At 71.0% G+C, this 26,165-nt stretch carries 31 protein-coding genes; 17 read left to right on the forward strand and 14 right to left on the reverse strand.

Annotation, left to right across the window (positions count from 1 at the left end):
* Positions 1-141: 141 nt before the first annotated feature.
* Entirely contained in the window at positions 142-1,497 is a 1,356-nt protein-coding gene (locus tag SYYSPA8_RS08915; RefSeq protein ID WP_323446478.1) for a hypothetical protein, read from the forward strand.
* A gap of 365 nt (positions 1,498-1,862) precedes the next feature.
* Here SYYSPA8_RS08915 and SYYSPA8_RS08920 read toward each other — a convergent pair whose 3' ends face one another.
* Entirely contained in the window at positions 1,863-2,234 is a 372-nt protein-coding gene (locus tag SYYSPA8_RS08920; RefSeq protein ID WP_323446479.1) for a DUF192 domain-containing protein, read from the reverse strand.
* A 49-nt stretch (positions 2,235-2,283) separates the two neighbouring features.
* Between SYYSPA8_RS08920 and SYYSPA8_RS08925 the strand changes: the two genes are divergently transcribed.
* The 3 genes from SYYSPA8_RS08925 (at position 2,284) to SYYSPA8_RS08935 (ending at position 5,180) form a co-directional block, all read left to right on the forward strand.
* On the forward strand, positions 2,284-3,060 hold the full coding sequence (locus SYYSPA8_RS08925) for a prepilin peptidase (RefSeq protein WP_407705944.1): 777 nt from the start codon (positions 2,284-2,286) through the stop codon (positions 3,058-3,060).
* A 130-nt stretch (positions 3,061-3,190) separates the two neighbouring features.
* On the forward strand, positions 3,191-4,729 hold the full coding sequence (locus SYYSPA8_RS08930; RefSeq protein WP_323446481.1) for a DUF2079 domain-containing protein: 1,539 nt from the start codon (positions 3,191-3,193) through the stop codon (positions 4,727-4,729).
* 91 nt (positions 4,730-4,820) lie between these two features.
* Complete coding sequence (locus SYYSPA8_RS08935) at positions 4,821-5,180, forward strand: winged helix-turn-helix transcriptional regulator (protein WP_323446482.1); 360 nt, start codon at positions 4,821-4,823, stop codon at positions 5,178-5,180.
* Between the two features lie 401 nt (positions 5,181-5,581).
* On the opposite strand, the gene mgrA is transcribed toward SYYSPA8_RS08935, so the two are convergent.
* The gene (mgrA, locus tag SYYSPA8_RS08940) at positions 5,582-6,619 is read right to left on the reverse strand and encodes an L-glyceraldehyde 3-phosphate reductase (protein ID WP_323446483.1); all 1,038 of its coding nucleotides are present in this window, start codon (positions 6,617-6,619) and stop codon (positions 5,582-5,584) included.
* 278 nt (positions 6,620-6,897) lie between these two features.
* Between mgrA and SYYSPA8_RS08945 the strand changes: the two genes are divergently transcribed.
* From SYYSPA8_RS08945 to SYYSPA8_RS08965, 5 genes are all read left to right on the forward strand, one after another.
* Complete coding sequence (locus SYYSPA8_RS08945) at positions 6,898-7,659, forward strand: isoprenyl transferase (RefSeq protein ID WP_323446484.1); 762 nt, start codon at positions 6,898-6,900, stop codon at positions 7,657-7,659.
* 355 nt (positions 7,660-8,014) lie between these two features.
* Positions 8,015-9,337, forward strand: a complete 1,323-nt coding sequence (locus SYYSPA8_RS08950; RefSeq protein WP_323446485.1) for a PhoH family protein — start codon at positions 8,015-8,017, stop codon at positions 9,335-9,337.
* A 502-nt stretch (positions 9,338-9,839) separates the two neighbouring features.
* A complete protein-coding gene (locus SYYSPA8_RS08955) occupies positions 9,840-10,574 on the forward strand; it encodes an aggregation-promoting factor C-terminal-like domain-containing protein (protein WP_323446486.1) in 735 nt (244 codons plus the stop codon).
* 105 nt (positions 10,575-10,679) lie between these two features.
* Positions 10,680-11,969 (forward strand): AI-2E family transporter, encoded by a 1,290-nt coding sequence (locus SYYSPA8_RS08960; RefSeq protein WP_323446487.1) that lies wholly within the window; start codon positions 10,680-10,682, stop codon positions 11,967-11,969.
* On the forward strand, positions 11,966-12,691 hold the full coding sequence (locus SYYSPA8_RS08965) for a hypothetical protein (protein WP_323446488.1): 726 nt from the start codon (positions 11,966-11,968) through the stop codon (positions 12,689-12,691). The genes SYYSPA8_RS08960 and SYYSPA8_RS08965 overlap by 4 nt, the downstream gene beginning before the upstream one ends.
* Positions 12,692-12,775: 84 nt before the next feature.
* Here SYYSPA8_RS08965 and SYYSPA8_RS08970 read toward each other — a convergent pair whose 3' ends face one another.
* Positions 12,776-13,312: an alkyl hydroperoxide reductase gene (locus SYYSPA8_RS08970; RefSeq protein WP_323446899.1), complete on the reverse strand. Its 537-nt coding sequence runs from the start codon at positions 13,310-13,312 to the stop codon at positions 12,776-12,778.
* Positions 13,313-13,316: 4 nt separating this feature from the next.
* Positions 13,317-13,871 carry a peroxiredoxin gene (locus SYYSPA8_RS08975; RefSeq protein WP_323446900.1) on the reverse strand — a complete coding sequence of 185 codons (555 nt, stop codon included), beginning with the start codon at positions 13,869-13,871 and terminating at the stop codon, positions 13,317-13,319.
* Positions 13,872-14,067: 196 nt separating this feature from the next.
* Here SYYSPA8_RS08975 and SYYSPA8_RS08980 point away from each other — a divergent pair, with 196 nt between their 5' ends.
* The 4 genes from SYYSPA8_RS08980 (at position 14,068) to SYYSPA8_RS08995 (ending at position 15,774) form a co-directional block, all read left to right on the forward strand.
* Positions 14,068-14,292: a hypothetical protein gene (locus tag SYYSPA8_RS08980; RefSeq protein WP_323446901.1), complete on the forward strand. Its 225-nt coding sequence runs from the start codon at positions 14,068-14,070 to the stop codon at positions 14,290-14,292.
* Positions 14,285-14,578 carry a hypothetical protein gene (locus SYYSPA8_RS08985; protein ID WP_323446489.1) on the forward strand — a complete coding sequence of 98 codons (294 nt, stop codon included), beginning with the start codon at positions 14,285-14,287 and terminating at the stop codon, positions 14,576-14,578. Before SYYSPA8_RS08980 ends, SYYSPA8_RS08985 begins: the two co-directional genes overlap by 8 nt.
* A 147-nt stretch (positions 14,579-14,725) precedes the next feature.
* Positions 14,726-15,019, forward strand: coding sequence for a hypothetical protein (locus tag SYYSPA8_RS08990; RefSeq protein ID WP_323446490.1), 294 nt, complete (start codon positions 14,726-14,728; stop codon positions 15,017-15,019).
* Between the two features lie 68 nt (positions 15,020-15,087).
* Complete coding sequence (locus tag SYYSPA8_RS08995) at positions 15,088-15,774, forward strand: pentapeptide repeat-containing protein (RefSeq protein ID WP_323446491.1); 687 nt, start codon at positions 15,088-15,090, stop codon at positions 15,772-15,774.
* Positions 15,775-15,780: 6 nt separating this feature from the next.
* On the opposite strand, the gene SYYSPA8_RS09000 is transcribed toward SYYSPA8_RS08995, so the two are convergent.
* The 7 genes from SYYSPA8_RS09000 to SYYSPA8_RS09030 all read right to left on the reverse strand — a co-directional run bounded on the left by SYYSPA8_RS09000 (position 15,781) and on the right by SYYSPA8_RS09030 (position 19,297).
* The gene (locus SYYSPA8_RS09000; protein ID WP_323446492.1) at positions 15,781-16,656 is read right to left on the reverse strand and encodes an aKG-HExxH-type peptide beta-hydroxylase; all 876 of its coding nucleotides are present in this window, start codon (positions 16,654-16,656) and stop codon (positions 15,781-15,783) included.
* 81 nt (positions 16,657-16,737) lie between these two features.
* Positions 16,738-16,887: a hypothetical protein gene (locus SYYSPA8_RS09005; RefSeq protein ID WP_323446493.1), complete on the reverse strand. Its 150-nt coding sequence runs from the start codon at positions 16,885-16,887 to the stop codon at positions 16,738-16,740.
* A 271-nt stretch (positions 16,888-17,158) separates the two neighbouring features.
* Positions 17,159-17,362: a hypothetical protein gene (locus SYYSPA8_RS09010; protein ID WP_323446494.1), complete on the reverse strand. Its 204-nt coding sequence runs from the start codon at positions 17,360-17,362 to the stop codon at positions 17,159-17,161.
* A complete protein-coding gene (locus tag SYYSPA8_RS09015; RefSeq protein ID WP_323446495.1) occupies positions 17,359-18,111 on the reverse strand; it encodes a hypothetical protein in 753 nt (250 codons plus the stop codon). Before SYYSPA8_RS09015 ends, SYYSPA8_RS09010 begins: the two co-directional genes overlap by 4 nt.
* Positions 18,112-18,149: 38 nt before the next feature.
* Complete coding sequence (locus tag SYYSPA8_RS09020) at positions 18,150-18,410, reverse strand: hypothetical protein (RefSeq protein WP_323446496.1); 261 nt, start codon at positions 18,408-18,410, stop codon at positions 18,150-18,152.
* Positions 18,411-18,674: 264 nt separating this feature from the next.
* Positions 18,675-19,100 (reverse strand): ATP-binding protein, encoded by a 426-nt coding sequence (locus tag SYYSPA8_RS09025; protein WP_323446497.1) that lies wholly within the window; start codon positions 19,098-19,100, stop codon positions 18,675-18,677.
* Complete coding sequence (locus tag SYYSPA8_RS09030) at positions 19,100-19,297, reverse strand: hypothetical protein (RefSeq protein WP_323446498.1); 198 nt, start codon at positions 19,295-19,297, stop codon at positions 19,100-19,102. The genes SYYSPA8_RS09025 and SYYSPA8_RS09030 overlap by 1 nt, the downstream gene beginning before the upstream one ends.
* A 224-nt stretch (positions 19,298-19,521) precedes the next feature.
* Here SYYSPA8_RS09030 and SYYSPA8_RS09035 point away from each other — a divergent pair, with 224 nt between their 5' ends.
* The 4 genes from SYYSPA8_RS09035 (at position 19,522) to SYYSPA8_RS09050 (ending at position 22,428) form a co-directional block, all read left to right on the forward strand.
* A complete protein-coding gene (locus SYYSPA8_RS09035) occupies positions 19,522-20,391 on the forward strand; it encodes a helix-turn-helix domain-containing protein (protein ID WP_323446499.1) in 870 nt (289 codons plus the stop codon).
* Positions 20,388-20,609 (forward strand): DUF397 domain-containing protein, encoded by a 222-nt coding sequence (locus SYYSPA8_RS09040; RefSeq protein ID WP_323446500.1) that lies wholly within the window; start codon positions 20,388-20,390, stop codon positions 20,607-20,609. The genes SYYSPA8_RS09035 and SYYSPA8_RS09040 overlap by 4 nt, the downstream gene beginning before the upstream one ends.
* 180 nt (positions 20,610-20,789) lie before the next feature.
* Complete coding sequence (locus SYYSPA8_RS09045; RefSeq protein ID WP_323446501.1) at positions 20,790-21,311, forward strand: GNAT family N-acetyltransferase; 522 nt, start codon at positions 20,790-20,792, stop codon at positions 21,309-21,311.
* A gap of 175 nt (positions 21,312-21,486) precedes the next feature.
* Positions 21,487-22,428 carry a LysR substrate-binding domain-containing protein gene (locus tag SYYSPA8_RS09050; RefSeq protein ID WP_323446502.1) on the forward strand — a complete coding sequence of 314 codons (942 nt, stop codon included), beginning with the start codon at positions 21,487-21,489 and terminating at the stop codon, positions 22,426-22,428.
* 30 nt (positions 22,429-22,458) lie between these two features.
* Here SYYSPA8_RS09050 and SYYSPA8_RS09055 read toward each other — a convergent pair whose 3' ends face one another.
* From SYYSPA8_RS09055 to SYYSPA8_RS09065, 3 genes are read right to left on the reverse strand one after another with little or no spacing between them, the layout of a single operon-like run.
* The gene (locus SYYSPA8_RS09055; RefSeq protein WP_323446503.1) at positions 22,459-24,876 is read right to left on the reverse strand and encodes an FtsX-like permease family protein; all 2,418 of its coding nucleotides are present in this window, start codon (positions 24,874-24,876) and stop codon (positions 22,459-22,461) included.
* Entirely contained in the window at positions 24,873-25,559 is a 687-nt protein-coding gene (locus SYYSPA8_RS09060; protein ID WP_323446902.1) for an ABC transporter ATP-binding protein, read from the reverse strand. The genes SYYSPA8_RS09055 and SYYSPA8_RS09060 overlap by 4 nt, the downstream gene beginning before the upstream one ends.
* Positions 25,556-26,125: a PadR family transcriptional regulator gene (locus SYYSPA8_RS09065; protein WP_323446504.1), complete on the reverse strand. Its 570-nt coding sequence runs from the start codon at positions 26,123-26,125 to the stop codon at positions 25,556-25,558. Before SYYSPA8_RS09065 ends, SYYSPA8_RS09060 begins: the two co-directional genes overlap by 4 nt.
* Positions 26,126-26,165 lie beyond the last annotated feature (40 nt).

The following is a 26,165-nucleotide window of genomic DNA, read 5'->3' on the forward strand; positions in this document are numbered from 1 at the left end:
CCCGGCGTTCCCGGCGATCGGCGAACGGCCCGTCGGCGGGCCCTCCCGGAACACCCGGGACGACGACGGCTGTACGGGAGACGGCCGGCCCGCAGTACGCTGCGGGCCGACTGTCGAACGAGTGGGCCGAGGAGCGCGCGGATGAGGCGGGGCAGGACAGCGACGGCAGGTGGGACGGCGCCCGCGCGAAGGGCGCGGGGCACGGTCCTGCGCGCGGGGATCGTCATCGGCGCGTCGTGCGCGCTGCTCCAGGCACCCGTACCCGTCACGGCGGCCCCGCCCGCCCGGCCCGTGAGCTACCAGACGGACCCCGAGGCCGAACGGATCACGGGCAGCCCCTCCGCCCGCGCCGGCGGCCCGTCGCTGGAACCCGGGAAGACCTACCTCGACACCATCTCCCCCGGCGACCTGAAGTTCTACCGGGTCACGCTGGACGACACGTCCAACGCCTACATCTCCGCCGTCCTCGCCCCCGGGCCCGGCAACCGGGCCGTCGCGTCCGACGGGATACGCGTCTCCCTGTTCGCGCCCAACGGCGCCGAATGCAGCGATTCCAACGACATCGTCTTCGGCGGCTCCACCCCGCTGCCGGCCGCCGACTACTCCACCCGCCGCATCGGGCCCGGCCGGGACTGCCAGAAGAAGGGCCAGTACCTGTACTCCGTCGAATGGATCGGGTCCGCCGACACCCCGGCGGTCCAGGAGTTCCCCGTCGAGCTGAAGTACATGGCCGAACCCGGCCTGAAGGACGACTCACCGACCCCGTCCGCGTCCGTCACCTGGCACTCCCACGCGCCCGAGCACGTCGGCGGCGCGGCGCGGGACGCCGAGGGCGGCAGCGGGTTCAACGACGCCACCGCGATCGGCCACGGCATCTGGCGCGACCGGCTCAAGGCCGGTGAGAGCGTGTTCTACCGCGTACCCGTCGACTGGGGGCAGCAACTCTTCGTCGACGCCGAATTCGGCGGCGGGGCCACCCCCGGGCGGACCGTCTACGAAGGCGCGCGGATCACCGTCTTCAACACCGCCCGGGGCTTCGTGGAGAACGCCGACGCCGACCACCGCTCCCGCACCACCCGCGTCTCCCTCGACACCGTGCCCGTCGCGTTCGCGAACCGGACCTCCGACCAGGACGAGACCAGCGCCATGCGCTTCGCCGGCTGGTACTACCTCCGCGTCTCCACCGACCGCAGAATGCCCGGCACGACCCCCGTCACCCTCCGCGTCGGCGTCGAAGGAACCCCGGGCACCGCGCCGCCCTACGAGAGCGACCCCTTCCGCCAGGGTTTCGGCGTGGCCGACGAGGACCGCATCACCGCCGGCGCCCAGCCCGCCCACGCGGCACCGGACGACGACGACACCCGCGAAGCGGTCCTCACCCTGATCGGTATCGCCGGCATCGGGACGGGGACGGTCCTGGTCCTGGGGCTGGCGGGGTGGACGGCGCTGGCCCGACTCGGAATGGGCCGCAAACGCGGGCGGCACGCGTCCACATAAGGCTCGGTTCGCCTCCGGGGCGTGCCGTCGGGGCGAGGTCCCGGTTCGGGGCGGGGGCGTCCGTAGGTCGGCCATCGGCAGGCGTACCACCCCGACGCGCGGGCGGTTGTCCGGCGCGGGCTCCGCGCGCGGCCTTTTTTGCAGGCTCGGTTCGCCTCCGGGGCGCTGGTGCGAGTGTCGACGGTCGATCGTGCTCGATTCCTCGTACCTCGGAACCTCCGCGCGTTCTCCACTTTCGACACCCGCGGCGCCCCTTCGGCTCACTCGCACGGGGCCCAAGGCAAAGAAGGGAGCGGAGGTGGTCGAACGGTGCGGCACTCGGCTCACTCGCACGGGGCGGGGGCAGCCGTCCGGGGAATAGGTGATCACTCGTCCGGCAGGGCGATCCGCACCGCCACCCCCGGGGCCAGCCCCCAGCCCGTCAGGGCGCCCCCCGCCGCCTCCAGGACGTGGCGGGCGCGCAGGCGGGGGCGGCCCAGCCGGCCCGGGGGCAGGGTGTGCAGGTCCAGGACGCGCAAGTCGGCGTCCAGATAGGCCACGTCGATCGTGAACCGCATGCGGAAGGTGTGCACACCGCCGCACGGGGTCAGGAGCATCGCGCCCGTCACCCCGTCCCGGCCCAGCAGCCCCCGGCGGCGGGCGGCGCGGCTCGCCGCGATCTCCAGGGGGACGGGGGCCTCCCGGTCCCCGACCCACAACTCGCCCGTGCCGTCCCGCCATCGCCGTCCTCGCGCCATGCCCCGACGGTAGCGCGCGCACCTCCCGCAGGAGTGGGCCCCCGGACCCATGACGGCCCCGGGGCCGCCCCCTACGCTCGTCGCCGTGTACGCCACGCTGATCGCCGCCGCCGCCCTGTGGGGAGCCGGCACCGGGCTCCTCATCCCCCGTGCCGCGTACCGGCTCTCCGTCCGCCCCGACGAGGACTGGCGACAGGCCTGCCCGGCCGGGCACCCCTTCCACCCGTCCGTGCGCGGCTGGCTCGGCGGTGCGCGGTGCGCCGCGTGCCCGGCGGCAGCAGGACGGGGGGCGCCGGCCGCCGTGCCGGTCACCGCGTGCGCGTGCGCCGCGCTCGCCGCCGCCACCGGGGTACGGCCCGAACTCGCCGTCTGGCTGGCGCTCGCGCCGTTCGCCGTGCTGCTCGCCGTCGTCGACCGCCGGGTGCACCGGCTGCCCGACCGGCTCACCCTGCCGCTCGCGGCGGCCGCGGCCGTCCTGCTGGGCGCGGCCGCCCGGCTCCCCGGCGCGGCCGGCTCCTGGACCGGCGCCCTGCTCGGCGGGGCGGTCCTCGGAGCCGCCTACTTCCTGCTCTTCGTCATCCACCCCGGCGGCATGGGATTCGGGGACGTGAAGCTGGCGCTCTCACTCGGGGTCGCCCTCGGCTGGTACGGCTGGGGCACCCTCTTCCTCGGGGCGTTCGCCGGGTTCCTGTTCGGTTCGGTGTACGGGTTCGGGCTGATGGCACTCGGCCGGGCCGGGCGGCGGACCGCGATCCCCTTCGGCCCGTTCATGATCGGCGGGGCGCTGGCCGGACTGCTGCTCGGCGCGGCCCCGGCGGCGAGCTGAGCGCGACCGGCACGGACGCGGCCCGCCCGACCCCGTACAGCACCCCGGCGCAGCACCCCGTCACCGCGCCCCGGGACACGCCCCCGGCTGAGGCGGACGGGCCCCACACCCCCCTCTAGAGTCACGATGTATGCGGACATTTCCTGATGAACGGGCTCGGCTGGGCGGCGAGTCGCCGGGGACGATCCCCGCGCCCGCGCCCCGGTCGCGGCCCGCCGTCCCGCTCCCCTGGGCCTGGGCGGCGGTCCTCTTCGCGCTCTACGCCACCGTCGCCGTCCGCCGCCATCTCCTGCTCCGCACCACCGGGTACGACCTCGGCATCTTCGAGCAGGCCATCAGGGCCTACGCCGAACTGCGCCGCCCGCTCTCCCCCTTGCGCGGGGAGGACTTCAACCTCCTCGGCGACCACTTCCACCCCGCGCTGGCGGCCGTCGCCCCCTTCTACCGGCTGTGGCCGTCCCCCCTGTGCCTGCTCGTCGTCCAGTCCGCGCTGCTCGCCGTCGCCGTCGTCCCCCTCGCGTCCTGGGCACTGACCGCCCTGGGCCGCCGCTCCGCGCACGCCGTCGCCGCCGTCTACGGCCTGAGCTGGGGTATCGCCTCCGCCGCCGCCTTCGACTTCCACGAGGTCGCGCTCGCCGTGCCCCTGCTGGCCTGCTCCGCCGTGGCGCTCGGACAGGGCCGCTGGCGGGCCGCCGTGCTGTGGGCCGCCCCCCTCGTACTGATCAAGGAGGATCTGGGGCTCACCCTCGCCGCCGTCGGCGCCGTCGTCGCCTGGAAGGGCCCCCGCCGCCTCGGCCTGCTCACCGCCGCGGCGGGCGCGCTCGCCTCCGCCGTCGAGATCCGGCTGCTGCTGCCCGCCCTCCACCCGGCCGGCGGCTACGCGCACGGCGTCAACCTCGGCGAGGGCTCCCACGAGTCGCTGCTCACCACCGTCGCCTTCGCCCCCCTGGACGCCCTCCGGCCGGACATCAAGGCCATGACCCTGGTGCTGGTCTTCGCCCCGTCCGCGCTGCTCGCGCTCCGCTCACCGCTCGCGCTGCTCACCGTGCCCACCCTCGCCTGGCGGATGCTGTCGCAGAACGGCTTCCACTGGGGCACGTCCTTCCACTACAGCGCGGTCCTGATGCCGGTGGTCGCCGCCGGGCTGATCGACGCCCTGCGGCCCTGGCGCGGCGGCGGGGCCCCGCCGGCGGCCGTCCGCCATGTGCGGGCCTCGCTCGCCACCGCGCTGGGGGTGACGCTCGTCCTGCTGCCGTCCTTCCCCCTCGCCCAGCTGGCCCAGCGCGCCACCTGGCAGCGCAGCGCGCACGCGGAGGCGGCCCGCGCGCTGCTCGCCCGGATCCCGGACGGCGCGACCGTCGCCGCGTCCAACCGGCTGGCGCCGCAGCTCACCGCGCGCTGCGAGGTCGTACTCTTCCCCGCCTTCCCGGTCGACGCGCGGCTCTACCGCTACGAGCACGGACGGCTGCCACCGCCCACCGCCGAGTGGATCGTCCACGACGCCCACGCGCCGGAGGCCTGGCCGTACCGCACCGGCCACTGGCCCTACCCCGCCGGACAGCAGGCCGCCGAACTGGCCGGGGCCCGCCGTTCCCACGGCTACCGCGAGGTGGCCCACCGCGACGGCATCACCCTGCTGCGCCGGGGTCCGGAAGCGGGCCGCGGCTGACAGCGGGGACGGCCCCGTACCCCCGTCGCCCCTGACCGTCCGGAAGTGGTGTACTGGCCGAAAAGCCGGTACCTACCCCTGGGGAGACACCGTGGCCAAGACCAGGCCGTCCTATCACTGCGGGCTGGACGCGGCGGTCGATGTGGTCGGTGGCAAGTGGAAGCCGCTGATCCTGTGGGCGCTGCACGACGGAGGGACCCTCCGTTTCGGTGTGCTGAAGCGCCGGGTGCCAGAGGTCAGCGAGAAGATGCTGATCCAGCAGCTCCGCGAGCTGGAGTCCGACGGAGTGGTCCACCGCGAGGTCTACCGGGAGGTCCCGCCGCGCGTCGAGTACTCCCTCACCGCCCTCGGCACCTCGCTCAACGCGGCCCTGGAGCCGCTGGGCATGTGGGGCGAGAGCTTCATGGCGGAGATCATCGCCAACAAGACCCGGGACGACGACGCGGCCTGACCCGCCTCTCCGGGCCCCACCGGAGCCTCTCCGGACCCACGGGACCCCTCTGCGCGCCCACCGGACCGCCGGACCTGCGCCCGTCGGCCTGCCGGCCCCGCCGGACTCCGGCGGGCGTCAACCCCGTGCACTTCGGCCGTCTCACCCGTCAGGGGGACGCCGGCCCCGCCGCGCCGCACCGGGGTCCCCGGCCCTCTTTCCGGGCCCCGCCCGGCCCGCCGGAACCACCGCGCCGACCGCGACATGCGGGCGGGACGCCGGTGGCGGGCAGGAGGACCGATGACGCGTTATGGTGGAAACCCCCCCTCGGGCCGGTCCGTATCCCCCCCCACGGACCGGCCCGGTTTCTTTTCCGGCGTCCTCCGGGACGGCCCGTGGGCGTGGGGGTTACGGGCCGGAGGTCAGCCGCGCCGGGCCCAGATGTTCACACCCTCCGTGTCCACCGCGAACACGTCGATCTCCGCCAGCTCCGCCGCCGTCAGCGGCGCCCCGGCCAGCGCCGCCACGTTCTCCTCCAGCTGCCCCACGCTCGACGCGCCGATCAGCGCCGACGTCATCCGCGGATCCCGCAGCACCCAGCTCAGCGCCAGCTGCGCCAGGGACTGCCCGCGCCGCGCCGCGATGTCGTTGAGCCCGCGCAGCCGCCGCACCACCTCGTCGGAGAGCAGCGCCGGATCCAGGGACTTCCCCTGCGAGGCCCGCGAGCCCTCCGGGATGCCCTGGAGGTACTTCCCGGTGAGGAGACCCTGCGCCAGCGGCACATAGGCGATGCACCCCATGCCCGCCGTCTCCAGGGTGTCCAGCAGCCCGTCGTCCTCGGTCCAGCGGTTGATCATCGAGTACGAGGGCTGGTGGATCAGGGCCGGGACACCCATCTCCCGCAGCAGCCGCGCGGCCTCGGCTGTCTGCTCGGAGTTGTACGACGACACACCCGCGTACAGGGCCTTCCCCTGCCGTACGGCGGAGGCCAGCGCCCCCATCGTCTCCTCCAGCGGAGTGTGCGGGTCGAAGCGGTGCGAGTAGAAGATGTCGACGTAGTCGAGGCCCATCCGCTTCAGCGAGGCGTCCAGCGACGACAGCAGGTACTTCCGGGAGCCCCACTCCCCGTACGGGCCGGGGTGCATCAGATAGCCGGCCTTCGTGGAGATCACCAGCTCGTCCCGGTACGGGGCGAAGTCCTGGGCGAAGATCTTGCCGAAGTTCAGCTCGGCCGACCCGGGCGGCGGTCCGTAGTTGTTCGCCAGGTCGAAGTGGGTGATCCCCAGATCGAAGGCGCGGCGCAGGATCGCCCGCTGCGACGCCAGCGTGCGGTCGTCGCCGAAATTGTGCCAGAGGCCGAGCGAGACGGCGGGCAGCCGCAGACCCGAACGGCCGCTGCGCCGGTACTCCATCGAGTCGTACCGGTCGTCGGAGGCGAGGTAAGGAGAGGAATCAATCACACATCCCTCTTTATCACGGACTTGTGACAGACCAGGTTGGGTCGCGCCCGCCGGTGCGCAGTAGTCTGGCGGCCTCAGGGGGTGCCGTACGGCGCGGGGGAGTGCCGTATGTCTCCGACCGGGCCGCCCGCTGCCGGCGCCCGGGAGCCGAGGCACCCGTGCCACCGCTCCCGGACTTCATCCGGCCGGCGGCCATCACCCACATCTGCCGCCGCCGTCCCGGACCGCTCCCGGGCATCCCGCGGCGACCGACCCGACAGAACCGAGAGGTGGACTCCGTGAACCTGCGTGACCTGGTCTACAGGCTCTACGCACGCCGGGTGGAGGGCCGGCTGGACCACGCCCAGGTGCCCAAGCACATCGGAGTCATCCTCGACGGGAACCGCCGCTGGGCCCGCGCCTCCGGCGGCACCCCCGAAGCGGGTCACAAGGCCGGCGCCAGCAAGATCCAGGAACTCCTCGGCTGGTGCGCGGAGACCGATGTCGAGGTGGTCACCCTCTGGCTGCTGTCGACCGACAACCTGGACCGCCCCGAGGACGAGCTGGGGCCCCTCCTCGGCATCATCGAGGACGCCGTCCGCTCCCTCGCCGCCGACGGCCGCTGGCGGGTCCACCACGTCGGCACCCTCGACCTGCTGCCCGGCCGCACCCAGACCGTGCTGAAGGAAGCCGAACAGGCCACCCTCGACCACACCGGAATACTGGTGAACGTCGCCGTCGGCTACGGCGGCCGCCAGGAGATCGCGGACGCCGTCCGCTCCCTCCTCCTGGACCACGCCGAGCGCGGCACCAGCTTCGAGGAGCTGGCCGAGGTCGTCGACGTCGACCTCATCTCCCGGCACCTGTACACGCGGGGCCAGCCCGACCCCGACCTCGTCATCCGCACCAGCGGCGAACAGCGCCTGTCCGGATTCATGCTCTGGCAGAGCGCCCACTCCGAGTACTACTTCTGCGAGGTCTTCTGGCCGGCCTTCCGCAAGGTCGACTTCCTGCGGGCGCTGCGCGACTACGCCGCCCGGCACCGCCGTTACGGCGGCTGACGACCCCTCCCTCCCGGCGCATCACCTGCTGTTCATCCACCCGTAGCCGCAGGAACGGGCATGGCAGCGGGTGTTCGAGGGCATATCCCCCACAGGTCGACGTCCGATCCCCGTACGTCGTATCTCAGTGAGCGGCCAGCACCGCTCACCCGGGAGGCCCTTTGCGCACGAAGGAACGCACCTGCGGTGCGACCCAGGTGGAGGGCCGGTGCTCGTCGGCCCGCGCATCGTGGCCCGCAGCCCGGCTCCTCCCCCGCCCCAGGCGGGGCGGTCCCCTGCCGCTCCCCGGCAGGAGGGCCGACTGGCCCGCGACGGCGTCGCACCGCCGACCTCATCCGAGGGGGTACGTCCTTCCGTGGTGAACAGCACAAAGCGCCGACTGCCCGACAGGCGCACCTACGTTCTCGACACCAGCGTCCTGCTGGCCGATCCACACGCCCCAACCCGCTTCGAGGAGCACGAAGTGGTGCTCCCGATCGTGGTCATCACGGAGCTGGAGGCCAAGAGACACCATCCGGAGCTGGGCTACTTCGCCCGGCAGGCCCTGCGGCTGCTGGACGAGTTCCGGATCCGGCACGGACGCCTGGACGCCCCCATTCCACTGGGCGACCTCGGCGGCTCCCTCCGGGTCGAGCTGAACCACTCCGACCCGGCCCTCCTCCCCGCGGGCTTCCGGCTGGGCGACAACGACTCACGGATCCTCGCCGTGGCGCGCAATCTCCAGGCCGAGGGGTACGACGTCACCGTCGTCTCCAAGGACCTGCCGCTGCGCATCAAGGCGTCCTCCGTGGGGCTGCTCGCCGAGGAGTACCGCGCCGAGCTGGCCGTCACCGACTCCGGCTGGACCGGGATGGCCGAGCTGCCGCTCTCCGCCGAACAGGTGGACCTGCTCTACGGGGAGGAGCGGCTGTCCGTCCCGGACGTGGAGGGGCTGCCCGTGCACACCGGGCTCGTCCTCCAGTCGGAGCGCGGCAAGGCCCTCGGCCGGGTCACCGCGGACGGCGGGATCCGGCTGGTCCGGGGCGACCGGGAGGCGTTCGGCATCCACGGCCGCAGCGCGGAGCAGCGCATCGCGCTGGATCTGCTGCTCGACCCGGACGTCGGCATCGTCTCGCTGGGCGGCCGGGCCGGCACCGGCAAGTCGGCGCTGGCGCTCTGCGCCGGCCTGGAGGCGGTGCTGGAGCGCCGTCAGCACCAGAAGGTGATGGTCTTCCGGCCGCTGTACGCGGTGGGCGGGCAGGAGTTGGGCTATCTGCCCGGCACCGAGGCCGAGAAGATGAGCCCCTGGGCGCAGGCGGTGTTCGACACGCTGTCGGCGGTCGCGGGGCGTGAGGTGATCGAGGAGGTGCTCGGCCGGGGCATGCTGGAGGTCCTGCCGCTCACCCATATCCGGGGCCGCTCGCTGCACGACGCCTTCGTCATCGTCGACGAGGCCCAGTCCCTGGAGCGGAACGTGCTGTTGACGGTGCTCTCCCGGATCGGCGCGGACTCCAGGGTCGTCCTCACCCACGATGTGGCCCAGCGGGACAACCTGCGGGTGGGCCGGTACGACGGAGTGGTCGCCGTGGTGGAGAAGCTGAAGGGCCATCCACTCTTCGCCCATGTCACGCTGACCCGTTCGGAGCGTTCCCAGATCGCCGCACTGGTGACCGAAATGCTGGAAGAGGGGCATATCTGACCCTGGTGGGAGATCCGACGCGTTTCCGGTGAAGACGACCGGGCCGATTGGTCCGTACGGTTTCACCGGTTCGCCCGGACAGCGGTACCGGGGCCCCTCGGGGGACTCCGGTACGGCGGAGCGCAGTTGGCGCCGCCCCGGAAACGCAGCAGCGTACTGGGGCGGCGCCGTGCTGTGGATGGGTTCGCGCCAAACTCCAGAGCCAAACGGGTGTGACGTTTCCCACGCAACGAAGAATTGCCTTGCGCCCGCCCGTTCCGGCAGAGTCTTGCTTCCGTCAGGCCCCGCATACGACACAAGGGCACCATCCGTGGTGCCGACCGCAGCGCCGTACAACTCAACACTCGTCGTCGTGTGCCGCCCGCGAGCTGTATCGGCCGCTCCCGCCAGGGAGTTGACCACGGGCCAGCGCCTCCTGTGACCCCGAGCTGGGGGAGGCCCGCGCCAGGGGCAAGATTCGCCCGCGGGGTCACCTGTGCGGGCGATGCTGGAAGGAAACCGTGTGAGCCGGATCTCGGTCCGGGGATTCGCCGTGGCGTCAGCCACCGCGGTCACCACCGTCGGAGCCGTCGTGGGTGTCGCCTCGGGCGACCCCCAGTCCTCGAACCAGAACTTCGAGACGACCGCCGCCGACGCGACCCTCCTCGCCGACATACCGATGGGTCAGCAGGCCCAGGTGCAGGTCTCCTCCCTCGCGGAGCAGGCCGACGCCCAGGCCGCAGCCGCCGACGCGACCGCCAGGAAGGCCGCCGAGGAGGACGCCCGCATCCAGGCCGCGCAGACCGCCCAGGCCAAGAAGGACGCCGCCGACGCCCAGGCCAAGAAGGAGGCCGAGGCCAAGGAGCGGGCCGAGAAGGAGAAGGAGGAGCGGGAGAAGGCCGAGCGTGCCAGCCGGGACGCCGCCCGTGACTCCGCCTCCACCAGCTTCGCCCAGCAGTCCTCGTACACCGTGGCGCAGGTCCAGGCGATCGCCCGGCAGATCGTGCCGGCCGGTCAGTTCCAGTGCTTCAGCAACATCGTGCAGCGCGAGTCGACCTGGAACTACAAGGCGGAGAACCCGTCCTCCGGCGCCTACGGACTGGTGCAGGCGCTGCCCGCCAACAAGATGGCCACGGCCGGCGGCGACTGGCGCACCAACCCCGCCACGCAGATCAAGTGGGGTCTCAGCTACATGAACGAGCGGTACGGCAGCCCCTGCGGCGCCTGGTCGTTCTGGCTGGACAACCGCTGGTACTGAGCCGTCCGCACGGCTCGGGAGCCCTCCACCGTCGCCACGGTGGGGGGCTCCTTTGCGTGTACCGTTTTCGGTCTCGGGGGAGACGCGGGGGGAAGTGGGAACGCCATGGCACGACTGCCGGAGTGGTACTCCGGGCTGGGTGCGGGGATCGTCCGGATCGCCGACCGGGTCCATGAGCGCGGGGAGGGCGCGGCCGGCGAACCGGAGGGCGCGGACCCCACCCCGGACACCCTCGCCGACCCGCTGGCCCCGACTGCCGGAGCGGAGCATTCCGGTGAGCGGCCCGACCCGGTCGCGGTGATTCCCTGGGGGATCCGGGTCGCCGCCGAGGCCGGCTGGCGGCTGCTCGTCCTCGCGGGCACGCTCTGGGTGCTGATGCGGGTCATCAGCGCCGTACAGCTCGTGGTGCTCGCCTTCGCCGCCGCGCTGCTGATCACCGCGCTGCTCCAGCCCACCGTGGACCGGCTCCGCCGGCTGGGGCTGCCGCGCGGCCTCGCCACCGCCGTCACCGCGGCCGCCGGCTTCGCCGTGATGACGCTCGTCGGCTGGTTCGTGGTCTGGCAGGTGATGGACAATCTGGACAATCTCTCGGACCGGGTACGGGACGGCATCGACGAGCTGAAGCGCCTGGCGCTCGACAGCCCCTTCCATGTCACCGAGAGCCAGATCAACGACCTCGCCGACAGCCTCAGCGACACCATCGGCAGCAACACCGAGGAGATCACCTCGGCGGGGCTCAAGGGCGTCACCGTGCTGGTGGAGTTCCTGACCGGCGCGCTGCTGGCGATGTTCTCCACGCTCTTCCTGCTCTACGACGGCCCCCGGATCTGGCAGTGGACCCTCAAGCTGGTCCCGGAGCGGGCCCGGCCGGGGGTCGCGGGCGCGGGTCCGCGGGCCTGGCTCACCCTGACCGCGTATGTGCGCGGCACGGTGCTGGTGGCGCTGATCGACGCCGTCTTCATCGGCCTGGGGATCTGGCTCCTGGAGGTGCCGATGGCGGTGCCGCTGGCGGTCTTCGTCTTCCTCTTCGCCTTCATCCCGCTGGTCGGCGCGGTGCTCTCGGGCGCGCTCGCCGTGGTCGTGGCCCTGGTCACCCAGGGGGTGGTCAGCGCGCTGCTGGTGCTGGGGGTGGTGCTCGTCGTGCAGCAGATCGAGGGCCATGTGCTCCAGCCGTTCATCCTGGGACGGGCGGTACGGGTGCATCCCCTGGCGGTGGTGCTCTCCGTCGCGGTCGGCGGGGTGATCGCCGGGATCGGCGGCGCGGTGGTGGCCGTGCCGCTGGTGGCGGTGGTGAACACGGTCGTGGCGCATCTGCGGGCGCATGGCCGGCAGCGGCCCGTGGCCGCGCGGACGCTCGTGAAGGCACCGGAACGGGAACCGGAGGAGGCCCGATGATCTCCGAACCGGAGCTGATCGGGGCGGACGGCGAGATCCCGCCCCGGCCGCCGGCGCCGCCTCTGCCGCCCGTCGGGGACGATGCGGTGATCGGCGACCGTCCGCCCCGCCCACCCCGGGCTCCGCTGCGGGCCTGGCTCTGGGCGCTCGGCGGCGCGGCCGTGGCGTCCGCGCTCTGGGCCGGCGGGCTGTACGCGTACGCGTCGCGCGAGCCGGACCCCGATGGCTACCGGGTCAGCGCGGACCTGTGCGAGGACGCGGAGATGAAGGCGGTGACCGCGCTCTACGGAGCCCGCCACGAGCCGGATCCGTCGGCCCAGGAGCACGCGGCGATGGACTGGTCGAGGTGCTGGTACTCCTTCGGCGAGGAGGTGACCGGCGAGGGCTACCAGGACGGCACGGGCACGGTGGTGATCGAGTACCGGCTCAGCAGACGGACGGACCCGGGCCCGCAGTTCGACGCGGACGTCATGCTGGAGAACTCCTTCGGCGGCCCGGTCGACCTGGACCCCGTCCCGGACCTGGGCGAGCGCGCCTTCTTCGCCCGCACCGAGTCGGACGAGGTGCCCCGGCTCCACGTCCTGGACGGCCAGGCGGTGGTGAGCCTGTACGTCGACCCGCCGTTCGACGACGAGGGGACCCTTCCCGCGGACGTACGGAAGGACACCGAGAAGCTGATGATCATGGATATGCGGGACCTGCTGACGGCCCTGCGGCGCTGACCGGCCGGCTGTACGGCGAAGGGCCCCGCCCGTTCCGGAATGTTCCGGTACGGGCGGGGCCCTCGTGCGCGGTGGCGCGGAGGATCACGCGCTCAGCGTGGCCTCGGCGTCGAGCGTCGTCCCCACGGCCTGCACGACCGCAGCGATCTTGAACGCTTCCTGGACGACCTCGCGGTCGACCCCGGCCTTGCGCAGGACCTGCTCGTGCGAGTCCAGGCACATGCCACAGCCGTTGATGGCGGAGACGGCGAGCGACCACAGCTCGAAGTCGACCTTCTCCACACCCGGGTTGCCGATGACGTTCATCCGCAGACCGGCCCGCAGGTTCCCGTACTCGGGGTCCGAGAGCAGGTGCCGGGTCCGGTAGTAGACGTTGTTCATCGCCATGACGGCGGCGGCCGCCTTGGCGGCGGTGTACGCCTCCGGGGACAGCTGCGCCTTGGCCTCGGGCTCCAGCTCCCGCAGCGCGATCGGGCTGCGCGAGGCGATGGCGGTGGCGAGCACGGTGCCCCACAGCTGCTGCTGCGTGAGCTTCTCGTTGTTGCCGATGACCGAGCCCAGGTTGAGCTTCAGGTCCTTCGCGTAATCCGGCAGTGCGGACTTCAGCGCGTCGAGGGCCATGAGGTCACTCACCGGCCAGCAGGGTGCCGGCGTCGAGGGTGTCCTCGCCCTTGGTCCAGTTGCACGGGCACAGCTCGTCGGTCTGGAGCGCGTCCAGGACCCGCAGGACCTCCTTGGGGTTACGGCCCACGGAACCGGCGGTCACCATCGTGAACTGGATCTCGTTGTTCGGGTCGACGATGAAGACGGCGCGCTGGGCGTAGCCGTCCTCGCCCTCGATGCCGAGGTCGCGCATCAGCTCGTGCTTGGCGTCGGCCATCATCGGGAAGGGCAGGTCACGCAGGTCGTCGTGGTCCTTGCGCCAGGCGTGGTGGACGAACTCGGAGTCACCGGAGAAGCCGAGGACCTGGGCGTCGCGGTCGGCGAACTCGTCGTTCAGCTTGCCGAAGGCGGCGATCTCGGTCGGGCAGACGAAGGTGAAGTCCTTGGGCCACGCGAAGACGACCTTCCACTTGCCCTCGTAGGACTTGTGGGTCAGGACCTCGAACTCCTTGCCCTTCTCCAGGGAGACGCAGGCAGTGAGCTCGAAGGTGGGGAACTGGTCGCCGACGGTGAGCACAGTGATACTCCAGATGCATGAGGGGTTGGACATTCGCACCCTGTCACACCCTCGATAGCGCAGGGAAATCGATCAGTCGGCTCAAGGTGATCGGTGATGCCTATCAATGCGCTCCGTGCTGCCGGGTCGCTCGATCGGGCGATGTTCGCCGATTCCCCTCCCTCCCGGCCGTCGGTGGCAGTAGCACTTGGTGACCATGGGTATCGGTGACCGGCATCAGAAGAAGGACGTCGAGGCGGCGCTCAAGAGGGCGGAGGCGGCAGGGCTCAAGGTGACCCGCACGGGAGGCGCCCACCACTGGGGTTACGTTTTGTGCTGTCCGTGCAACCAGAAGCGCTCGGTGTCCTGCACGCCGCAGAGCCCGAGCGAGGAAGCGAGGTATATCGATGCATTCGTCAGGCAGCACCGAGCCTGTGCGTAACTGGTACTTCAACCTGGTTTTGCAGGACGTCATCAGTGAGGAGCAGTCCGACGCACTGGCGCAGCTGGCCGGCTTCCATGACGGGAGGATCTCGCTGGTCGAGTCCCCCGAGCGTTCCTGGTTCACCTGCTCATTCGAAGCGGAGACGCTGACCCAGGCCGTCGCGGACGCCTTGGCCCGGTTCAAGGACTTTCCGGGAGTCCTGGTCCGCAGCGTGGAGCTGGACGAGATCGCTCTTGAGTTCAACGACATGCTGACGCCGGCCGTCGCGAGGTTGCCCGAGTAGAGGTTCAGCCGATGCGGGCATCAGCGTGCTGACCGGATGGGTGCCCGCCCCGGGACGCACGCCCTGGGGACCCTGTGTCCCGCACCCCGCAGAGTCCGAGTGAAGAGGCTCGGGACATCGATCGATTTACTCGGAGGCATCGGAACTGTGCGTAACTGGTACTTCAGCCTGGTCCTTCAGGACCCTCTCACCGAAGAGCAGGACGACAGGCTGACGGAGCTGGCCAGCTTCCACGACGGGCGCATCCACCTGGAGGAGGGGCCGGGCGGCTCCCGTTTCACGTGCGCCTTCAAGGCCGAGACGCTGACCGAGGCCATCGCCGACGCGCTGGGCCGGTTCGTGGACCTTCCCGGTGTCCTGGTCCGCAGCGTCGAACTGGACGAGATCGCGTTGGACGACAACGACATGGCGACGCCGGCCGTCGTGAGGCTGCCCGCATAGAGGTCAGCTCGGAGCGCCGCAGCCTCCCCTGCACTCCGGGCCCCACCGGACCCTGATAGGGATGCTCCATGGCTCAGATTGCCCGGCAAGGCAGCGCGTCCGTTCGCGTCAAGAACCCCGAGGCCCCGAGGCTCGCTGCCGCCCTGCGGGCGGGGGATCCGTCGGTGGACGGCATTGAGGACGATGCGATCGTCCGGGGAGTCCGCTTTGATGGGGCCTCGTTCCTGGCGGTCGAGGCCGAAGCCGTGGAGGTCGAGGGATGCCGGGTCGGGAATTCGAGGTTCACCGGGGCCCGGCTGCTCCGCAGCCAGATCAGCGACTCTCGCTTCGACACCTGTGACTTCGCCGAGGTGAGTGCCCAGGATGTGTCGATGATCAGGTGCGAGGTGGTGGGGAGCCGATTCACGGGCTCGTCCTGGCAGCACGGGACGTTCCGGGATGTGCGCTTCGAGAACTGTGTCGTCGCTCCCGCGCTGCTGCGGAGTATGAAGCTCTTCGCGGTCACCTTCAGTGAGTGCCGGATGACGGGCGTCGACTTCCAGCGCGCCGAGATGCACAACGTCCGGTTCGAGAACTGCGACCTGACCGGCGCCCAGTTCGCCGGCGTCAAGGCCGGCTCTCTTCGCTTCGAGAACTGCACACTCATCGACATCGGCGGGGCGGCGAGCCTTCGGGGCGCGGTCGTGCAGGGCCCAGGGTCGATGGAGCTGGCCCTGAGCCTTGCCCGGGAAGCGGGGATCACCTTCGAGCCGTAGGCCGGCTCACGCGGCGACCGGCGGCTTGTAGCCCGTGTACTCGGGGCTGGTGAGCGAATGGATCACACGGCCGAAGTCGAGCTCATCCGCCTCCGCCCACGTGCACAGCTCGTCCAGCAGGAGCAGCCCGTACGGGGTGCACAGGCGCCGCCGGGCCTTCATGTCGGCACAGGAGGCCCGGAGCGAGTCCCGGTATTGGTCCACGAGGGTGCTGCCGCCCTGCTGGTGCTCCATGGCCATGAGCGGGACCGTGACTGCTGCGGCGTGCAGCGCGGCGTGGAACGGTCGCGGCTCCATCTTGATCGCGGAGTAGGCGCGGTTCTCCTCCTGCTCCAGGATCTTCGGAGGGAGGGTGAACATTTCGTAGGTGCACTCCAGGATGAACAGAGCGGTGTGCAGCCCTTCATGGACGAGGCACATCGCGTAGTCGAGCGTGGTCCACGCAGGAGCCGGGCTCACGAGGACGACCCCCGGCATCGTGTTGGCGCTGCCCCCACCGTTCGCGCCCGAGTTGAGCACGACCACATCGGTGACGAACAGGTCGACGATGTTGCGGAGGGCGGGGTGGATCTCGCGGATCAGGTCGAGGGCGGCGACAACGTGACGGTCCCACGCCTCTCGGGTGGCCCCGTGGGACGCGGTCGCCAGGCCGACGATGTGCGGGAAGATGCTCCGCTCCACGCAGTACGTGACCCAGCCGCTGTCCTCGTAGTCGATCGTGATGCCGGCCGGCTGGGCGGGCAGGGTGGTGGGGCGGATGGTGTTGATGGCCCTCGCGTATGAGGGGCGCAGGTCGTGCGGGGCCGCAGGGTAGTTCCCGGTGACGCCGTTGATGAAGCGGGCCGTCGTCTCGCAGAGATGGCCGTAGTTGAGGAAGCGCATGGTGGATGACCTTCTGTGGGTCGGGAGACACCCGGAGCGGATCGCCGCTCCGGGTGTCGGTTCGCGGTGCCGGGGCGGGTGCTACGCCTCCTCGGTCCAGCCGCCCATCATCACGATGTCGTCACCGGACCGGGCGGCACGCACGCGGTCCTGGATGCCGGCGGCCACGGAGGGCGGGTCGGCCTGCACCGCCGCCAGAAGGTCGGCCAGGAATTCCTGCATCTCGTTCACCTCTTTCGGATCTTTTGGGGTTTCGGCTCCCGGCCGCAAGGGTTCGCCTGAATCGAAGCGTTCAGAGCGCTAGTTGCGGTGAGGGGCCCTATGTATGTGAAGCTACAGCTCACCCCTTGATGCAGAAGAGGGGAAAGCATGGTCATTTGAATTGGAATATGCCGTCTTTTGTCTTTTGAATTTAGGCATGCGGATATCCCGGCCCTGTTTTCGCAGAAGGCGATACAGGGCCGGGTGCTCTCGGCGTAATCTTCTTCCCCGAAAGGAGTGTTCAGTTCGGCAGGTGCCTGCCGGGGATGTCGATTACTTCAACGCCGGACGGCGGGCAGTGGGTCTCGTCAGTGCTGTCGGTGTGGTGCAGAGGATGGTTGATCTCGACCTGTACGAGTTGCCTGCACTGGCTGTGCGGGCAGCGGATGACCTGGATGGTTCCGTTGGCGTCCCGGCCGATGTCGTCCCTGACCTGTGTGCTCACGGCGAGCCGTCCGATCGTCTGGTCTCCTCCTGCCGTCCCTGGCGGTGAAGGTCGCCTTGTACCCCGTGCGTCAGCGCTCCGCGATGTGAGGCCCCGCGCCTCCGCATGGGCACGGACCAGTCCTTCAGGGCAGACCTCAGCCACGCCTCGGTCACGCGGTAACCGGTCGCCAGAGCGCTGACAGGCTCTCCGCCGAGGTACCGCTTGGTGACGGCGCCCCGTTCGGCGAGCACTCGGTCCTTGGACTCCTGGACCTTGGCATCGGTACGGCGCACCCGGCCCTCGCCGCCCACCGGTCCGGTGACACGTTCCCTCGGGCGGGACTCCAGCGCCACGGCGGTCTCGTGCGCGGTGGCCTCATGGAAGTCGAGCAGGTCCCCGATGCCCGCGCAGCGTTCGTACGCCCCCGCTTTCGCCGCGTCCCGCAGGCCGGCACGCAGGATGAGGCACACGGCGCAGGACGCGGACGGAGGGCCGCCCCGCCACGCCCGGACATCGTCAGGAGTGATCATCGGTGAACCTTCCAGGGCCTGGCGGCGTGGGTTGACCGCCGGGGTCTTCCATTCGGGCGGCGTGCGGGCTGCGTGGAGCGCCCGCAAGCGGTCGAGCCGCCGGTGCAGCTCCCGCTGGGTGACATGCCGGGCCCAGAACGACTCGACACTCCACGCCTCCCTGCGGATGCGCTCGATCAGGGTCGGGGGTGGCGGGCCGCACCGGATCAGACACCGGTTCCGCTCAACGTTCGACACGGGCCGGCCGTGGACACGGCGCCGCCGCTCTCGCCGCATCACGGCGACACCCAGCAGTCCACGAAGGGAGGGCGGGCCTCGATGGGGCGGACCGGGGCTCGTGCCGTCGGCCGGTCCTCGGCGCGCACGACGTACGCGGTCACCAGGGGCGCGAGTCTGACCACGACTCCGGTGTCCAGGAACAGGGTCCGGCCCCCGTTCGGGAGGGCGAGCATGTCCCGGATTCCGATGGTCCGATTCGAGACGAAGACCTTGTCGGTCCGTTTGATCGTCAATGCGTTCACGGCGGTCAGCTCCACGGTTTCCCTCTTTCGAAGGTTCGGTCTGCCTCGGCCCGGTCCAGGGCTCTGACGGCTTCACCGCCCATGTACTCCAGCTCCGCCACGCAGTGTTCGCACCCGTACATCGGCGCCTCCCACTCGGGTGTGCGGCAGGGGCCGATCCAGGTGACTGGTACGTCAGCGCGCCGGCAGTACAGCCAGCAAATTCCCAGCCGCCAGATGGCGTCCTGAAGGTGTGGGCCGATGTCGAGCTGGACAGTCGGAGGCGCGGGACGGGCGTGCCTACTCATCGAGCGGGACCTCGTAGACCACCACGGCCCGTTTACCGCTGCGGCAGCGCACATGCGCGAGGTGGGCGGAGAGGGTGGCCACTATGGCGAGGCCGCGGCCCGTCTCGGCCCGGACGGAGGGCATGGACGGTGGGTCCGGCAGGACGGGGGAGCTGTCGGCCACGAAGAGGATGAGGCTGCGGGCGCCCAGGCGGATCAGGGACACCGTGACCAGGCGGGAATCGGTGTGGGTGAGTGCGTTGGTGACCAGCTCGGTCACGATCACCAGCAGGTCCCCGGCGCCCTGGACGAGATTCCAGTTCTTGAGAACCCGCACGATGTCATCACGCGCCTCCCGGGGAGCCGACGTGGACCGGTCGTACGAGGTCTCAAAGAGCGAGGCGTCGGGTGAGCTTGCGATGAGCGCTGCCGGGGGCATCACGGACGCTCCGAGGGCTTGCCTCCGCCCTCGAACCGTACGGCCGAAGGGCTACTCCACTCGCTGTACTGCTCGACGTACAGCTTGAAGATGTCGGGCGTCCAGCTGCCCGATGTTCCGTGACGGCGGGCGAAGTCCGCTGCCGGGGTGCCCAGTCGTACCGTGCTGGCCGCTTTGAGAGGGGTCGTCGTACTCACGGGTGTTCCTCCGGGAGTGGGGGCCGGAACCCTGCCGGGGGAGCAGGGCAGGCGGGAAGAAGCGCAACCCCCTTGCAGGGAACGGGGGTTGTCGTCTCTCAGAGCAACGATGAAGGATGGGAAACGTTTCGCGCAATACGGCAAACTCGAAACGTTTCGATGAGTGTGAAGTGGACCTGCCTTGATCGGGGGGCGCGATACGCTGCGGCCCCAGGAGGTGAGCCATGGCCGAAGCGCGGCCCAACGTGCACCGAAGACGCCTCGGCTCAGCCCTGCGGTCACTGCGCCGCAAAGCCGGGCTGAGCATGGAGGATGCCGCAGAGCGCTTGGGGCTCTCCGGCAAGCCGCCTCTGAGCAAGATCGAGAATGGCAAGCAGAGAGTCACAGGGCTCGGGCTGACGGCCTTCTTCGAGGTCTACGGCGTTGAAGATGACACGGCCCGGCAGACGATCCGGGCCATGGCGACTCTGGCGGCCTCGGGCCGGCGAACGAGTCTTCTCGACGAGTACCGGGAAGCCATCCAGACCGAAGGCTTTGAGGAGTACCTGCACCTGGAGGAGCTGTCATCCAAGGCTGAGGGCTACCTCGCTCTGATACCCGGGCTACTCCAGACCAGGGAGTACGCGCTGTCGATCGTGGAGCGGAGTCAAGTGTGGTCCTCGGAACGCGAGATCATCCGCTTCGTTGAGCTGAGGATGGCACGTCAGGCAGTGCTGGAGCGGGGCGATCCCCTCAAGCTCTCCTGCATTCTGGACGAGGCTGCACTTCGCCGAGTCGTGGGCGGTGCAACGGTCATGAAGGCCCAGCTCGAACGCCTGCTGGAAGTTGCTGACCGCCATAGCCATGTGGCTGTACAGGTTCTGCCGTTCGCAGTCGGAGCGCATGCCAGTACGGACGGCTCGTTCCAGCTCCTACACTTCCCTGCGGGGCCACCGGTTGCCGTGGTGGAGGGCAAGACAACGTCGCTCTACCTGGAGGAAGCTGGTGACGTGGACCGCTACCAGTCCGCGTTCGAATCCCTCACCGCGCAGGCGCTCGATGCCGACGAGAGCCGCCGCTTCATCCACGAATTGATCAAGGACTGCTACACATGAAGAAGAAGGTCGATCTTACGTCCGCTGTCTGGGCCAAGAGTGAGATGTCCAATGGTGGCAACAACTGCCTCGAAGTTGCCTTCATTGATGATGTTGTCGCGCTGCGCGACTCTGTCGATGTCGGTGACCCTGACGCGCAGGTGCTCATCGTCTCCCGCGTGGACTACGACCTGTTCACGAAGAGCGTGCGTGCGGGGCAGCGGAACCTGCTTCCCTGAGGCCCGTGCGATTGAACTGGAAGAGTGCTCGTCTCCGGTGCTGCCCGCAGCCCTACCGCCGACAACGCGCCGCAGAACGATCGGTGGGCCGTCAGCAGTAGGGCGGTGGGGAAGGCCACATGCCCTCTTGCCCCAGCGCCTCGTACCCGTCGGTTACGTCATGGTCGAAAGGTCACGGCAGTGGATCTGAAGCGCTACGGGAAAGTGGACGTCCCGAATATCCGAACCATGCTTCTGGATATCCACGACGCGGTCTACGAGGGAATGCCAGGAACCTTTGACTCCCGGGAGCGCTTCGCGCAGTTCGTCGACAGCTGGAGCGGCCGGGATGAATGGGTATGCGTGATCGGGTTCGAGCAGGGTGAGCCGGTGGGTTACGCCTACGGAGCGCCTTTCGGTCGCGGCGGCTGGTGGAGGGGATCCGATCGGCCGCAGTCCCTGGGGCCCGAGGAGCGGGCCTTCGCCCTGTCCGAGCTGATGGTGCTGCCGCGATGGCGGAAGACCGGCGCCTCCGTGAAGCTGCACGAGGGACTGATGTCCGGCCGGGACGAAGAAGCGGTCACACTGTTTGTCGACCTCGCACACCCCAAAGTCCTGGCTCTGTACGAGTCGTGGGGGTACGCGAAGATCGGCGAGTCCAAGCCGTACGACGACTCCCCGATCTTCGGCGTGATGCTGAAGCGGCTCAAGCCTTCAGCCTGATCGCCGGCGCGCTTGCGATGACGGAGGCCGACCGGCCGTCGCCGGCCCTCGGGGGGCGATCAATCGGGCCCCTGTGATCAGGGCGTCCGATCAATCGGGGCTCCGGGGCATTACCCTCGGCGGGAGAGACCCGGCAGCGACACCGGACCCCGCACCCCGCAGAAGAGGCCGCCCCATGAGCCAGGCACCCCGGGCCAAGCAGCCCAGCATCGCCCAGCTGCGCGCCTTCACCGCCGTCGCCGAGTATCTGCACTTCCGGGACGCGGCCGCCGCCATCGGCATGAGTCAGCCCGCGCTGTCCGGCGCCGTCTCCGCGCTGGAGGAAGTGCTCGGGGTCCAGCTGCTGGAGCGCACCACCCGCAAAGTGCTGCTCTCCCCCGCGGGGGAGCGGCTCGCCGTGCGGGCCCGGGCCGTGCTGGATGCGGTCGGGGGGCTCATGGAGGAGGCCGAGGCGGTGCGGGCGCCCTTCACCGGGGTGCTGCGGTTCGGGGTGATTCCCACCGTCGCTCCCTATCTGCTGCCCACCGTGCTGCGGCTGGTCCAGGAGACCTACCCCGACCTCGATCTCCAGGTGCACGAGGAGCAGACCGCGTCCCTGCTGGACGGGCTCACCACCGGGCGGCTCGACCTGCTGCTCCTCGCCGTGCCGCTCGGGGTGCCCCAGGTGACCGAGCTGCCGCTCTTTGACGAGGACTTCGTCCTGGTCACCCCCGCCGACCACTGGCTCGGCGGGCGGGTCGACCTGCCCCGTGAGGCGCTGCGGGAGCTTCCGCTGCTGCTGCTCGACGAGGGGCACTGCCTGCGCGACCAGGCACTCGACATCTGCCGGGAGGCCGGGCGCGACGACGACACGCCCGTCACCACCACCGCCGCCGGGCTGCCCACCCTGGTGCAGCTCGTCGCCGGCGGGCTCGGGGTGACCCTGCTGCCCCGGACCGCCGTCGATGTGGAGACGGGCCGCGCCGGGCTGGAGACCGGGTACTTCGCCGACCCCGCGCCGGCCCGCCGGATCGCCCTCGCGATGCGGGCGGGCGCGGCCCGGCAGGGCGAGTTCGAGGAGTTCGCGGGCGCGCTGCGGCGGGCGCTGGTCCCGCTGCCGGTCCGCATCGCCGAGTGATTCCGGCGCGGGGAGCGGCGGGCGCCGGTGTCACTCCGTGCGCAGGCCGTCCGTCCGCATCATCCGCCACAGCGCGGGCAGGCCCACCAGCGCCACCAGCAGGATCACCCCCGCGCCCGTCCCCGCCACCGGCAGGAAACCCCACCAGTCGACCAGCGGCATCGCGATCAGCCGGAGCATTACCGTACCCAGGACCAGACCGCCCACCGCGGCCACCACCGTCCCCAGCACCACCGGCAGCACCGTCTGCCACAGCTGTGACCAGGCGAGCGTGGAGCGGCGGGTGCCGAACGCCAGCAGCACCGACAGCAGCCTCCGCCGCTCCCGCAACTGCTCGATCTGCGTGATCACCATCGAGGCCGCGATCAGCACCATGGTCGCCGTCGCCCCTGCCAGCAGCACGTTGTGCATGCTCCGGAACTTCTGGTCCCGGTCCATCGAACGGGAACTCCACACCGCGAGGGCCGGACTGATCCGGGCGGCCGTGTCCCGCACCCGGTCATGGGTTCCGGGTACGTCGTCGTCCACCCTGACCAGCACGGTCGTGCCGCCGTTCCGCAGCCGCCCCGGGTCCAGCGCACCCGGCGTCGCGTAGATGCCCTCGTGGTGCCAGCCCGCCACATCCTGCCGGGAGGTCACGGCCTCCGCGTCCGCGGGCAGCCGCCACCGGAACCCCGGTACGGCCGGTTCCCCGCGCCATCCCCCGGCATCCACCCGGTCGACGATCAGCTCCTCGCCCCTGCGCGCGGCCTGGTTGACATAGCTGTCCACATTCTCGGACGGCATATTCGCCACAAAGGTGTCGCCGTCCGCGCAGGTCCGTATCCGGGCCAGCTTCCGCAGTTCCGGGCAGTCGGCGATGACCACCGGGCTGAACGGCTGCTCCTCCACCGGCCCCGGAGCCGGGTACCGCGCCGTCGACGTGACCATCGGCACCACCCCCGCGACCCCGGCGGTGGCCCGGAACTCCCGCGCCATCCGCGCGGCGAACCCGGCGTCGGGCCTGGCGTCGGTCACCTCCACCACCCGCCACGCGGGACTGCGCCCGCTGGCCCGCCGCTGGTCCTCGTGCATCCCCGCGAACACCATCTGCAGCGCGATCACCCCGGCCACGGCCACCATGATCCCGCTGACCGCCCGGGTCGCCGTACCGCTGCGCAGCTGGAGACCGCGTACCGCGAGCTGGAAGGAGAGCGGGCCGCCCCGCAGCCGCCCCACCACCGCGCCGACCAGCCAGGGGAAGAGCGCCGTCACCCCGAGCAGCACCAGGGTCGCGCCGAGCGCCAGGGGGAAGGGCTGTTCCGGGCCGGACCAGTCCGGGATCCGGTCGGAGAAGGACAGGATCGCCACCCCGGCGGCGGGCGTCAGCAGCCGCCACCACAGCCGGCGCCCCCGGGGTGCGGAACGGCGTACGACACCCAGCGGATCCACCACCACCGAACGGAGGGTGAACAGGGTCAGCGGAACCGACACCACCGGCACCGCCGCCAGGATCAGCGCCGCGAGCCACGGAACCGGGACCACGTCCGACGGGAAGGCGCTCAGCCCCCAGATCCGTACCGAACCCGCCGCGAGCCGGCCGGTGGCGAAGACCGCGCAGCCGGTCACCACTCCGAGGAGAGCGGCGAACAGCGCCTCGCCCGCCGCGATCCGGCGGACCGTCCCCATGTCCGCGCCCACCAGCCGCAGCGCCGCCAGCCGCCGGTCCCGGCGGTCGCCGCCGAACCGCAGGGCGATGCCGATGAAGACCGCCACCGGCACCAGCAGCACCACGGTGATCAGGGTGCCCAGTGCGGTGAGGACCGGGTCGATCGGCCCGGAGGTGAAGCCGAATTCCGTGGGGCCGAAGCCGTCGGTCCTGAAGGCCATGCCGGGGGCGGTGAGCGTGTCGCTGCCCGCGTAGAAGAGAAGTTCGCCCGGGTCGACCAGGCCGCTCCCGCCGACGGTGCCGACGACCCGGTCGTCCAGCCGCTGAGCCAGTGCGGCGCCCTCCGGGGAACGGAGCAGCCGCCCCAGTGCGGGGGAGACCAGCATCTCCCCCGGGCCCGGTATCCGGCTCACCCCCGGCGGCAGCGCCGGCCGGTCCCCCTCCGGACGCAGCAACTGGCCTATGACCGGCTCCGAGCGGTACTCGGTGGAGACATGCAGAACCAGCACCGACGTCCCGGAGGGGGTCGGATCCTCCCGCTGGTCGACGGTGGACGGCGTCCTCGCGGTGAGCCGCTCATTGCGGCTGTCCATGATCTGCGGCACCGAGGCCGCGAGCAGCAGGAACGCCACCCCCAGCCCGACCCCGACCGCGGTCAGCGCGTTCCGGATCCACCCCTCACGGCCGCCGGCCACACCGAAGCGGAGCCCGAGTGCCAGATCGTGGGCCCAGCGCTGGAGCGGACCGGGGCGGGTACGGACAGGGGGTGCGGCGGGGCGTCGCCGGACCGACAGCGTCACAGGGCCGGCCCCGGCTCACGGATCCGGCCGTCACGGACCACGACCTCCCGGTCCGAGTAGGCCGCGACCCTCGGCTCGTGGGTGACCAGCACGACCGCCGTGTTCAGCGACCGGGCGGCCTCGGTCAGCAGCTCCATCACCCGCTCCCCGCTGTACGAGTCCAACGCGCCCGTGGGCTCGTCCGCGAAGATCACCCGGGGTGAGGTGACCAGCGCGCGGGCGACCGCGACCCGCTGGCCCTGGCCGCCGGAGACCTCGCCGGGGCGCTGGTCGCCGACCTCCGCGACCTCCAGCCGCTCCAGCCACTCGGCCGCCGTCCGCTCGGCGGCCCGCCGCCGCACGCCCGCCAGACGCAGCGGCAGCGCCACGTTCTCCGTACAGCTCAGCTCCGGCACCAGCTGGCCGAACTGGAAGACGAAACCGAACTCGGTCCGGCGCAGTGCACTGCGTTCCGCATCGGGGCGGGTACTCAGTTCCCGGCCGTCGTAGCGGACCGTGCCCGCGTCGGGGGCGACGATGCCCGCGAGACAGTGCAGCAGCGTCGACTTCCCCGAGCCGGACGGCCCGAGGACCGCGACGACCTCGCCCGGGTGGATGGAGAAATCGGCCCCGTCGAGAGCGGTGGTGCGGCCGAAGCTCTTGCGCAGCCCCTCGGCGGAGAGGAGCGAACCAGCGGGAATCACGCGCACGGCTCCCCGAGGTGCTGCGCGGCGCCGGCGGACCCGGGCGCACCGATCTCCCGCGCGAGCCGGTCCAGCCGCGCCGACGTCAGTTCCAGCCAGCGCAGGTCGGCCTCCAGATGGCACAGGGCGTGGTCGCAGATGAGCTGGTCGGCGAGGCCGCCCTGGCGCTTGCGGTCGGTGAGGATCCGCATCAGCCGCAGATGTTCGGCCCGCTGCCGGTCCAGGAGTTCGGCGGCGCCCCGCCCGGTCAGCAGGGCCAGGACGACCTTGGTGTAGAGGGTCGACTGAAGATACGGCTCGGGCTTCTCGGGCTGCGCCAGCCAGTGGGAGACATCGGTGATCCCGGCGGCGGTGATGGCGTACCGCTTCCGCTCGGGCCCTCCGCCGGGCTCCACCCCGTCCACCTCGACCAGACCGTTCTTCAGCAGTCGAGACATGGTCGAGTAGACCTGCCCGTAGTGCAGCGGGCGGTCGTGGCCGAACCTCTCGTCGAAGGCGCGCTTGAGGTCGTAGCCGTGGCGTGGACCGGACTCCAGCAACGCGAGGAGTGTGTGACCGATGGACATGCCCAGCAGCCTATCCGCGGCGGCCGGGCACCGGCCGGGA

This window comes from Streptomyces yaizuensis, assembly GCF_034961445.1.
In the GTDB taxonomy this organism is placed as follows: Bacteria; Actinomycetota; Actinomycetes; order Streptomycetales; family Streptomycetaceae; genus Streptomyces; species Streptomyces yaizuensis.

What these genes read in the sequence shown, in the direction of transcription:
- SYYSPA8_RS08915 (WP_323446478.1), top strand. Translation starts at nt 142, where the DNA reads ATGAGGCGGGGCAGGACAGCGACGGCAGGTGGGACGGCGCCCGCGCGA.
- SYYSPA8_RS08920 (WP_323446479.1), bottom strand. Translation starts at nt 2,234, where the DNA reads ATGGCGCGAGGACGGCGATGGCGGGACGGCACGGGCGAGTTGTGGGTC.
- SYYSPA8_RS08925 (WP_407705944.1), top strand. Translation starts at nt 2,284, where the DNA reads ATGACGGCCCCGGGGCCGCCCCCTACGCTCGTCGCCGTGTACGCCACG.
- SYYSPA8_RS08930 (WP_323446481.1), top strand. Translation starts at nt 3,191, where the DNA reads ATGCGGACATTTCCTGATGAACGGGCTCGGCTGGGCGGCGAGTCGCCG.
- SYYSPA8_RS08960 (WP_323446487.1), top strand. Translation starts at nt 10,680, where the DNA reads ATGGCACGACTGCCGGAGTGGTACTCCGGGCTGGGTGCGGGGATCGTC.
- SYYSPA8_RS08965 (WP_323446488.1), top strand. Translation starts at nt 11,966, where the DNA reads ATGATCTCCGAACCGGAGCTGATCGGGGCGGACGGCGAGATCCCGCCC.
- SYYSPA8_RS08970 (WP_323446899.1), bottom strand. Translation starts at nt 13,312, where the DNA reads ATGGCCCTCGACGCGCTGAAGTCCGCACTGCCGGATTACGCGAAGGAC.
- SYYSPA8_RS08980 (WP_323446901.1), top strand. Translation starts at nt 14,068, where the DNA reads ATGGGTATCGGTGACCGGCATCAGAAGAAGGACGTCGAGGCGGCGCTC.
- SYYSPA8_RS08995 (WP_323446491.1), top strand. Translation starts at nt 15,088, where the DNA reads ATGGCTCAGATTGCCCGGCAAGGCAGCGCGTCCGTTCGCGTCAAGAAC.
- SYYSPA8_RS09000 (WP_323446492.1), bottom strand. Translation starts at nt 16,656, where the DNA reads ATGCGCTTCCTCAACTACGGCCATCTCTGCGAGACGACGGCCCGCTTC.
- SYYSPA8_RS09025 (WP_323446497.1), bottom strand. Translation starts at nt 19,100, where the DNA reads ATGCCCCCGGCAGCGCTCATCGCAAGCTCACCCGACGCCTCGCTCTTT.
- SYYSPA8_RS09035 (WP_323446499.1), top strand. Translation starts at nt 19,522, where the DNA reads ATGGCCGAAGCGCGGCCCAACGTGCACCGAAGACGCCTCGGCTCAGCC.
- SYYSPA8_RS09040 (WP_323446500.1), top strand. Translation starts at nt 20,388, where the DNA reads ATGAAGAAGAAGGTCGATCTTACGTCCGCTGTCTGGGCCAAGAGTGAG.
- SYYSPA8_RS09050 (WP_323446502.1), top strand. Translation starts at nt 21,487, where the DNA reads ATGAGCCAGGCACCCCGGGCCAAGCAGCCCAGCATCGCCCAGCTGCGC.
- SYYSPA8_RS09065 (WP_323446504.1), bottom strand. Translation starts at nt 26,125, where the DNA reads ATGTCCATCGGTCACACACTCCTCGCGTTGCTGGAGTCCGGTCCACGC.